Here is a 9,132-nt window from a genome sequence, read left to right as displayed (position 1 = left end):
TATTGATTAAAAAGTCAAAATATTATTCCTACTTAATGAGAGATTAAGTATTTTATCTGTTGCTCTTTTCAAAAAAACATATAAATTTGCGAGAATTAAATAAACACACACCAAAATGTCACCTTCTCGAGGAAGCAAAATTGTGAATAAATTTTGAATAAAAAAAATTATTTAACCCTTGTTTTTTTCATTTTTTTTTACAAGGAAGAAAAGTTAAACTTTGTTAATGCAAAAATACCCTCTGAATATGAAAGATTTATATTTTGACTATACTTTAAGAACTCGTTATGCGGAAACTGACCAAATGGGCGTTATCTATTATGGTAATTATCCTCAGTATTTGGAATTGGGAAGAGTAGAATGGCTTAGAGATCTCGGGATTTCTTACAAAAAATTGGAAGAAGAAGGAATTATGTTGCCCGTAGTTTCTTTGCAGATAAATTATAAAAAACCAGCTTTTTACGATGAATTAATCACTATCAGAACAAAATTCAAAAATATTTCTTCAAGCAAAATAGAGTTTGATTATGAGATAATTAACGAAAAAGGAGAAATAATTTCAACTGCAAATACAACATTAGTTTTTGTTGATATGAAAACTTGGAAACCAACCCGCTGCCCTGAAAAAATTATAGCTCTTATTGAAGCTAAAAAAGAAGTTTAACTATTCATATCTTTGCTTACTTCAAACAAAAATTTTTTCTCCTCTTCAGTTAAACTTGTATAGCCACTTGCACTGATTTTATCTAATAAAATATTAACTTTATGTTGTTTTAATTTCTGAGATTCACTCAAATCATTATTTGATTTTAAAGGTTTTACATTTTTATCAGAAACATTATTTTTTGTTAATTTAACTTTTTTTTTGCTTTTTAAATAAATTGGTTTTTTAGCTAAAATTCCTATAAAATACCCCGTGAAAGCTCCTCCCAAATGAACAATTTTGCCACCAGGATTCGATGAAATCTGAATAATATCATACAATATTAAAAACGAAACAACCACCCATAGTTTCATCTGAATTGAAAACAGCAAATAGACTGTGTATTTTGGAACAATAACGGTAATAAAAACCAACAAAGCCATAATAGCGCCCGATGCTCCCAACAAAATAGAACCATCAAATAAAAAAGGAAACAACGCCTCTATGAGCAAAAAGGAGATTCCGCTGAAAATAATTCCTGTACAATAAACCCTTACAAATTGTTTATTATTAAATAAATTGAAGAATATACGTCCTGCAAAAAATAACATCAACATATTCCAAAATAGATGTTGGAAATTGGCGTGAAAAAAAGAATAAGTAACTATCGTCCAAGGTCTTATTAAAAATTCATTTATACTCTGTGGTAATCCTACCCACGTATTAATTTGAAATTGCGAAAGCTCTAAAAAAACTATTAGTGAGCGAGTAATTAAAAATAATAACACGTTAAGCAGAATTACTTGTTCTGCCAAATTTATCCTCTTTATTTGTAATTTTTGTAACAAATAATTAACCATTTAGAGCAACAACACGAATGTCAGGATTTTGTAATTGTTCTTTTAAAATTGACTCGATACCATTTTTCAAAGTTAACGTTGATGACGGACAGCCACTACAAGCACCCTGCAGAATCACTTCAACTAAATGATTATCATTATTATATGAGATAAATTCAATGTTTCCTCCATCAAGAGTTACTGCTGGTTTTATGTATTGGTCGAGAATTGAAACTATTTTTTGAGAAGTTATATCAGTAGTGATAATCTTATTTTCCTTTTTCTGCTCTTTTTCTATACGCTTCTTGATTTCACCAGATAAGATAACGGCATTACCTTGAACTAAATAATTTCTGATAAATTCTCTTAACTCCATAACAACATCATACCAATCAACAACATCGTGCTTTGTTACAGATATATAGTTGTTATCCAAAAAAACTTCTTTCACAAAAGGAAATTCAAACAAAGCGGTCACCAGCGGAGCGTCTTTGGCTTCAGAAATGTTTTTGTATTCAAAAATTTCAGGAACCAATTGTTTGTTTACTACAAACTTCATTACAGCAGGATTAGGAGTGCTTTCAGCATAAACAGTTATTGGATTCTTCACCTCTACTGAATCATTAATAATCAATTCTTTACCTGACTTGATATATTCCAATACCTGTTCGGCTACTTCTTCTTGTACATCTTTCCATTCCACTATAGGATAGCGTTTTAGTGCGATAAAATTACTTGAAATATAAATAGTTTTTATAAAAGGCAAATAGAAAAGTTGCTTGGCTAAAGGAGAATTCTTCGCTTCATCAATATTTTTAAACTCGTAACTTCCTTTTACCAAAGCCTTTGAAGCTTCTAATTTTATAATTTCAGGATTATTTGTGGTTTGTATGGAAAGTGTTATATCTGTCATTTCGAATAAATTTTGGCAAAACTATTCATTTTTTTGCTCTTCCGAAAATTATTACAGAAAAATTTAATCGAACCCTTTTTAAACGCCATTTATTGATTCAATTTTTTCCACAAATCCCAAATGACAATTCCTGCACTTACCGAAATATTTAAAGAATGCTTTGTTCCATACTGAGGAATTTCAATAACTCCGTCAGAAGCAGAAACCACCTCCTGCTCCACCCCTTTTACCTCATTTCCAAATATAACTGCATATTTTGTGGCTAAGTTGGGCTGAAAATCATTTAGCATTACGGATTTTTCTGTCTGTTCAACACTAATGACACGAATTCCTTCTGATTTTAAGCGTTCCACAACCGAAATTGTACTTTTAACATACTCCCAATCAACACTTTCTGTAGCCCCAAGTGCTGTTTTATGAATTTCTTTATTCGGAGGAGTTGCCGTTATACCACAAAGAAATATTTTTTCAATCAAAAAAGCATCACAAGTTCGAAAAACAGAGCCTATATTATTCAAACTCCGAACATTATCTAAAATTACAATGAGTGGTGTTTTAGTTGCTTTTTTAAATTCTTCTATTTCTAATCGTTGTAACTCACTATTGGCTAATTTCCGCATATTTTGTTGTGTAAAAAATTATAGGCGACCCACTTTATCTACTCCTTTCAGAACTTTCAAATCTTGCATCAACTTTTTTAGAGTGGCGTTGTTATTTACTGTAATTGAAACTTTTCCGTTAAACATATTCCCCTCTGCATCAATATTGATATTGGTTAACTTCACAAATTTGTTTTCAGAAATTACCCGTGAAATATCTCCTACCAAACCATCACGGTCTAATCCACTTATTCGGACAGCAACTTTAAATTCTTGCTCTTCCGATTTTACCCACTTGGCAGGAATAATCCGATATGCATAATTTGATTGCATCGAAATAGCATTAGGACAATTCTTTTTATGAACCTTAATTCCTTCATTTATAGTAATAAATCCAAAAATAGGATCACCAGGGATTGGGTTACAACACTTGGCAAAAGTATAGTCCAAGGCTTCTTCCTCTTTACCAAAAACAATGCTATCATAATGCTCGTTGGGCTTGTGAACGACTTCCTCAACAGGCTTTTTGGTTGTGGTGATTTTACTCTTGAAAAAGTTAAAAAATGAAGTTCTTTTTGAAACAAAATCACGCAACATCTGGTTGGTAATTTCTCCTGTTCCTACTTGATAAAAAACATCTAAACTCGTTTTAGTTTTGAAATGACTAACTAAATCATTTACAACATCTTCTGTAAGAATCAACTTGAGTTGTTTTAACTTTCTCATCAGAAGTTCTTTACCTTCCGAAGCAACAATCTTAACCTCTTCTTTTAATGCCGATTTTATTTTGTTTCGGGCTTTAGCTGTTGTGGCATAATTTAGCCAGTTTTTGTTAGGTTTTGCATTTTCGGCTGTGATAATCTCCACTTGGTCGCCACTTCGTAGTACGTGACTTAATGGAACAAGTTTATTATTTACTTTCGCTCCACGCGTTTTCATTCCAACTCCCGTATGAATGTAAAAAGCGAAATCCAAAGGAGTTGCTCCTTTTGGCAACGATTTTATTTCTCCGTTGGGAGTAAAAACGAAGATTTCTTTAGCATATAAATTTAACTTAAAATCCTCTACAAAATCAACTGCATTGCCTTCACTGCCTTCCAAAACTTCTTGCAGACGATTAAGCCATTCTTCAATACCTGCTTCTTTTTGATTTCCGTGTTTGTATTTGAAATGTGCTGCATATCCTTTTTCAGCAATTTCGTGCATTCGTTCACTTCGTATTTGCACTTCTACCCAACGTCCTTTAGGTCCCATAACTGTAATGTGCAATGCTTCATATCCTGTTGATTTTGGGGCAGATATCCAATCTCTCAGACGTGTGGGATTAGGTCGAAAGTGGTCAGTTACAATAGAATATATTTTCCAAGCCAAAAATTTTTCTTCCTCAGGCGAACTTTCATAGATAATACGTATTGCAAATTTGTCGTATATTTCCTCAAAAGTGACGTTTTGAGCCTCCATCTTTTTATAAATGGAATAAATTGATTTCGGGCGACCCTTAATACGATAACTTATCTTTTGACTATTCAGAGATGATTCTATTATTTCAGTAAAGGACTCAATGTAAGATTTTTGCTCCTCTTTGGACTCTTCCATTTTACCAAGAATACTATAATAATATTCTGAATCTGTGTACTTTAAACCTAAATCTTCTAATTCAGTTTTAATATTATAAAGACCAATACGATGCGCCAAAGGAGCATAAATATACAAGGTTTCGGAGGCTATTTTGGCTTGTTTGTGTTCTGCCATCGAATCCATTGTTTGCATATTATGCAGTCTGTCAGCAATTTTGATGATAATTACACGAACATCATCATTCATTGTAAGAAGTAACTTTCTGAAATTTTCAGCCTGTAATGAAACATCATTTTCACGACTGAGATGTGAAATTTTTGTAAGTCCCTCAACAATGTGAGCTACAGTTGTTCCAAAAAGACGTTCCATATCTTCCACTGTATAGTCAGTGTCCTCCACTACATCGTGTAGCAAGGCTGCTGCAATAGAAACTGCGTCTAATCCTATTTGTGAAGCAACAATTTTAGCCACAGCAATTGGGTGAAGAATATAGGGCTCTCCACTTTTTCTGCGTTGGTCTTTATGAGCATCAACTGCCGTATCGAAAGCCAAGCGAATAAGTTTTTTATCTTCTTCTGTAAGTGTTTGGTAACTAATCCTTAAAAGCTCTTTGTATTCCCTTGCAATGGCTTTATTTTCTTCCTCTAAATCAAGTCTCCATTCCATAGTATCAAACGTATTTTTCTTATATTAACTATTTGTGGAAAAAACAGTACATCATATTCATTTATGAAAGAATGATATACAATTTCAACCGTACCTTGCAAAATTATATAAAATAATAATTCTATTTACATTTTTTATAGATTTTTTTATTATAATTTCACAACTGAGTAGCTTAAGGCAAAAGATTTGTCTTTATTTTAGAAGATATGTGGTAAAAATTGAGAAGAATAAAAATTCAAAAAATACAAGTAAAAATATTATTTTTCTTCAAAGACGACTTCAAAAACCAAACTCCAGTTTTTTCCTGTAATAAAAAATGTTTTACGAGCAGGGTGATACGCAATTCCGTTTAAAACGTCCAATTCATCAATTTGTTCTACTTTTTCTTTCAGTCCACGAACATCAATTATTCCCTCAATCGCCCCATTTTCAGGATTAATTATCATTATACCATCTTTTTGGTACGTATTTGCATAGATTTTCCCATTAACCCATTCTAACTCGTTAGCATTGGAAAAGAGTGATTTATCAGTACAAAGTTGTATAAAATCTTCTTCTTCAAAAGTTTCAGAATTTAAAATCCATATTTTTTCTGAACCATCACTTTTGTATATTTTTTCTCCGTTGTGGCAAATTCCCCAACCTTCTTTACTTTTTCCATATTTGAAACTTCCAATTTGTTTTAAATCAGAATTATAAATCAAACCTTTGTTTTCTTGCCACGTCAGTTGAATTATTTTTTCATTAAGAATCGTTACCCCTTCACCAAAATATTGTGAATCTAATTGAATGTTTTTATATATTTCCCCTGTAAAAATATTCCATTTTTTCAAAGAAGATTTCCCGTACTGACCTGTACTTTCTACGATTGTATCTCCCACAAATTCAAATCCTTGCGTGTATGATTTTTTGTCGTGAGGATATGTGTTTAAAACTTTGTAAGTATAAATTTTGGGTGACTGATTCGCTAAAATAGTTATTTCTTTCTGTATTTTGTGCGTTTTTCCGCTTTGGGTTGTTATTTCAGCCTCCAAAATTTGTTTGCCTAATTTAACATCTTTAAGCTGGTATTTTCTATTTGCTTCAGGAATTGTATTTCCGTTGATTTTGTATGTCACATCTGTAACATCTTCCCCAAAATTATTTTTAGATATGTCAAAATCAAGAATATCATTCAGTTGATATTGTTTACTCTTGGGAGTGATTTCAATACTAAATTTGTCCTTTTTTTGTGTTCCTATTCCATTACAGGAAATCAGTAAAAAACTCAAAATAAATGATAGAAAAATAGTTTTCATTTCAAAAAAATTATCTTTTTTGCTGGAAAGAATACGTAATTGTACCGACCTGTACACCTCTTCCTTGTACACTATTAAAACGAGCTTGTTGAGCATACGACAAGGAATTATCAAGAAGACAACCATCTGAAGTTGTGGAATTTACCTTATCAATTGTTGCTTCAATTACATTACCTGACTCATCTACTTTTATGATAACCACTACCTTACCATATCTCTCACAAGTAAAAATTGGATTTGGCAATTCTTCTCGTAAAGTTCTGTCAGTCAATGCATATTTCACCAGAGCATTTTTATTAACAACATCGTCATTTTTAGTTAAAGTTTTTTCCTCAACTTTTATATTTGTAGGTAAAATTAAATCTGTTTTAGGAGCGTTTGAAGTCAATAATTCTTCGTTGGCTTCCATCATCTCACGCTCTGCTAAAATCTCATCAAGGCTTTTGTGAGCATCTTCCGAATGTTGTAAATTCATATCCGACTCATTGTAAGCACTCAACGTAACTTTCGTATTATTAGGAGTTTCCGTTAATTCTTCAATTTCTTTGGGTTTCTCTTCAATTTCTTCTGGTAAGTCAGAAATGTGGCTCATTTCAATCATAATTTCCTTCTCGTGATTCTGAAGTTGTATTACGAGAAGCGAAATTACCAAACAAAACATAATGAACAAGGTCACTGTTATTGACTTGTCCGAATCTGAGAATAAAGAGAAAAAGTATTCCACTTCATACCGAAAACCACTTGTTTTTTTACGTTTTTTTTGAAAAAAAACAACTTTCTTATCAGATTTTACCTTTTTCTCATTCAAGGTTTCTTTCTCTTTGACTTTTTCCTCAAAAAGCTGATTTATAGTCTTCTTTGCTTCAACCTCTATTTCATAAGGCTTATGTCTGTTTTCATAAAGGTCATTGATGGTTTTCATCTTAGTTTTTTTAGAATTTTTTGCTCTACAAAATCATCAGGAGAAAGGGTGTTTTCAACAGAAAAATCACCAATTCTCGTACGCCTCAAAGCGACCAAATGAGCACCGCTTTGCAAGGCTTTTCCAAAATCATTCGCTAAAGAACGAATGTAAGTTCCCTTACTGCAAACTACCTCAAAATCAATGTCAGGGAAATGTCTAATATCAATATTAAATTGCTGTATTTGAACGATTCGCTTAGGAACTTCTATGGTTTCCTCCCCTTCACGAGCCAATTCGTAAAGCCTTTTCCCTTCTCTTTTTATAGCAGAAAATACGGGCGGAGTTTGCTCTATTTCTCCTATAAATTGCTGACGGACTTGCTCAATCAATTCGGGAGTAATATGTGATATCGGAAAGGTTTGCTCTATTTCTGTTTCCAAATCGAATGACGAAGTGGTTGCCCCCAATCGGATGGTTCCTGTGTAGGTTTTTAGAGCGTCTTGAAATTCGGTAATTTTTTTGGTGAATTTTCCCGTGCAAATGACAAGCAAACCCGAAGCGAGAGGGTCTAAAGTTCCAGCGTGTCCTATTTTAATTTTTTTTAGTTTGTAGTTTTTTATAATAGACCATTTAATTTTATTAACCGCCTGAAATGAAGACCAATGTAAAGGCTTGTCAATCAGTAAAATTTGACCTTCAAGAAGTTGTTCAGGGGTTAAAAAATGTTCTGTCATATATATTTAAAAACTTAATAGATGTAAGTTGTATTTTTTTTATTATTTGATAATGTTTTGTTTACAAAAATTAATTATCATCAACACCGTAATATTTTACTCCAATTTTGATGCGTTCTCGTCCGTTTTCAAGTCGCCATTTGTTCGTATCACGCAATGAATAAGCACAACCGCAATATTCTTGCATATAGAATTGTTCTCGTTTGCTAATTTCAAGCATTCGGGCAGAACCTCCTTTTTTTCGCCAATTGTGTGTCCAATAGGTTATTCCTTCGTACTTCTCTGCAGCTCGAACGCCACAATCGTTGATTTGGTCAAAATTCTTCCAACGCGAAATCCCCAGTGAACTTGTAATGGTATCAAAACCATTTTCGTAAGCATACAAAGCTGTACGTTCAAAACGCATATCAAAGCACATCGTACAGCGAATGCCTCTTTCGGGTTCCATTTCCATTCCTTTGGCACGTTCGTACCAGTTATCTACATCATAATCAGCATCAATGATAGGAATATTGCATTTTTCAGCAAAGCGAATATTCTCTTCTTTTCTGATTTCATATTCTTTCAAAGGGTGAATATTAGGGTTGTAGAAAAATATGGTAAACTCAATACCCGAAGCTTGGATAGCCTCCATTACTTCTCCCGAACAAGGGGCACAACAAGAGTGTAATAGCAGTTTTTTGCCATTATTAGGAAGTGCTAATTTCTCACGAATTAAAGTCATTTTCTCTTTTATTTTTTTGCAAATAAAGTAATTTTTTTGATGTCTTTCACAGCTATTATAAAATATTTTTTTGTAAAGCTGAAAAAACTAAAGAAATGCAAACTATTTTTGAAAAAAATTCACATAAAACATCTTGAAATTAATGTTCTTAAAACATATTTGTTTCTTACTGAAAATAAGCATTTTGTTATACAAAAAAAGCCTTTGGGGTTTATGATTATTTTATGTACATTT

9 protein-coding genes are annotated in these 9,132 nt (G+C 32.4%); 1 reads left to right on the top strand and 8 read right to left on the bottom strand.

Features of this window, described 5'->3' with window-relative positions; all coding sequences use genetic code 11:
• Positions 1 to 247 precede the first annotated feature (247 nt).
• Entirely contained in the window at positions 248 to 664 is a 417-nt protein-coding gene (locus tag CGC48_RS11650; RefSeq protein WP_098029846.1) for an acyl-CoA thioesterase, read from the top strand.
• Here the strand turns inward: CGC48_RS11650 and CGC48_RS11645 are convergent.
• The 8 genes from CGC48_RS11645 to CGC48_RS11610 form a co-directional block, all read right to left on the bottom strand.
• Positions 661 to 1,458 carry a rhomboid family intramembrane serine protease gene (locus tag CGC48_RS11645; protein ID WP_232780515.1) on the bottom strand — a complete coding sequence of 266 codons (798 nt, stop codon included), beginning with the start codon at positions 1,456 to 1,458 and terminating at the stop codon, positions 661 to 663. The two genes, CGC48_RS11650 and CGC48_RS11645, sit on opposite strands and share 4 nt — an antisense overlap.
• 37 nt (positions 1,459 to 1,495) lie before the next feature.
• On the bottom strand, positions 1,496 to 2,395 hold the full coding sequence (locus tag CGC48_RS11640) for a NifU family protein (RefSeq protein ID WP_098029703.1): 900 nt from the start codon (positions 2,393 to 2,395) through the stop codon (positions 1,496 to 1,498).
• Positions 2,396 to 2,484: 89 nt separating this feature from the next.
• On the bottom strand, positions 2,485 to 3,015 hold the full coding sequence (locus tag CGC48_RS11635; RefSeq protein ID WP_098029702.1) for an RNA methyltransferase: 531 nt from the start codon (positions 3,013 to 3,015) through the stop codon (positions 2,485 to 2,487).
• Between the two features lie 18 nt (positions 3,016 to 3,033).
• Positions 3,034 to 5,238 (bottom strand): RelA/SpoT family protein, encoded by a 2,205-nt coding sequence (locus CGC48_RS11630; protein ID WP_098029701.1) that lies wholly within the window; start codon positions 5,236 to 5,238, stop codon positions 3,034 to 3,036.
• 257 nt (positions 5,239 to 5,495) lie between these two features.
• On the bottom strand, positions 5,496 to 6,536 hold the full coding sequence (locus CGC48_RS11625) for a glutaminyl-peptide cyclotransferase (RefSeq protein ID WP_098029700.1): 1,041 nt from the start codon (positions 6,534 to 6,536) through the stop codon (positions 5,496 to 5,498).
• A 10-nt stretch (positions 6,537 to 6,546) separates the two neighbouring features.
• Positions 6,547 to 7,458: an energy transducer TonB family protein gene (locus tag CGC48_RS11620; protein ID WP_098029699.1), complete on the bottom strand. Its 912-nt coding sequence runs from the start codon at positions 7,456 to 7,458 to the stop codon at positions 6,547 to 6,549.
• Positions 7,455 to 8,174, bottom strand: coding sequence for a tRNA pseudouridine(55) synthase TruB (truB, locus tag CGC48_RS11615; RefSeq protein WP_098029698.1), 720 nt, complete (start codon positions 8,172 to 8,174; stop codon positions 7,455 to 7,457). The genes CGC48_RS11620 and truB overlap by 4 nt, the downstream gene beginning before the upstream one ends.
• A 70-nt stretch (positions 8,175 to 8,244) precedes the next feature.
• The gene (locus CGC48_RS11610; RefSeq protein WP_098029697.1) at positions 8,245 to 8,898 is read right to left on the bottom strand and encodes an epoxyqueuosine reductase QueH; all 654 of its coding nucleotides are present in this window, start codon (positions 8,896 to 8,898) and stop codon (positions 8,245 to 8,247) included.
• Positions 8,899 to 9,132: the final 234 nt, after the last annotated feature.

It is taken from the genome of Capnocytophaga cynodegmi, assembly GCF_002302475.1.
GTDB lineage: Bacteria > Bacteroidota > Bacteroidia > Flavobacteriales > Flavobacteriaceae > Capnocytophaga > Capnocytophaga cynodegmi.
The sequence above is the reverse complement of the archived record's forward strand: the minus strand, read 5'-3'. Positions and strand labels throughout refer to the sequence as shown.

Coding starts and splice junctions, on each gene's coding strand:
- CGC48_RS11640 (WP_098029703.1), bottom strand. CDS start 2,395: ATGACAGATATAACACTTTCCATACAAACCACAAATAATCCTGAAATT.
- CGC48_RS11630 (WP_098029701.1), bottom strand. CDS start 5,238: ATGGAATGGAGACTTGATTTAGAGGAAGAAAATAAAGCCATTGCAAGG.
- CGC48_RS11625 (WP_098029700.1), bottom strand. CDS start 6,536: ATGAAAACTATTTTTCTATCATTTATTTTGAGTTTTTTACTGATTTCC.
- truB (WP_098029698.1), bottom strand. CDS start 8,174: ATGACAGAACATTTTTTAACCCCTGAACAACTTCTTGAAGGTCAAATT.
- CGC48_RS11610 (WP_098029697.1), bottom strand. CDS start 8,898: ATGACTTTAATTCGTGAGAAATTAGCACTTCCTAATAATGGCAAAAAA.
- CGC48_RS11620 (WP_098029699.1), bottom strand. CDS start 7,458: ATGAAAACCATCAATGACCTTTATGAAAACAGACATAAGCCTTATGAA.
- CGC48_RS11635 (WP_098029702.1), bottom strand. CDS start 3,015: ATGCGGAAATTAGCCAATAGTGAGTTACAACGATTAGAAATAGAAGAA.
- CGC48_RS11650 (WP_098029846.1), top strand. CDS start 248: ATGAAAGATTTATATTTTGACTATACTTTAAGAACTCGTTATGCGGAA.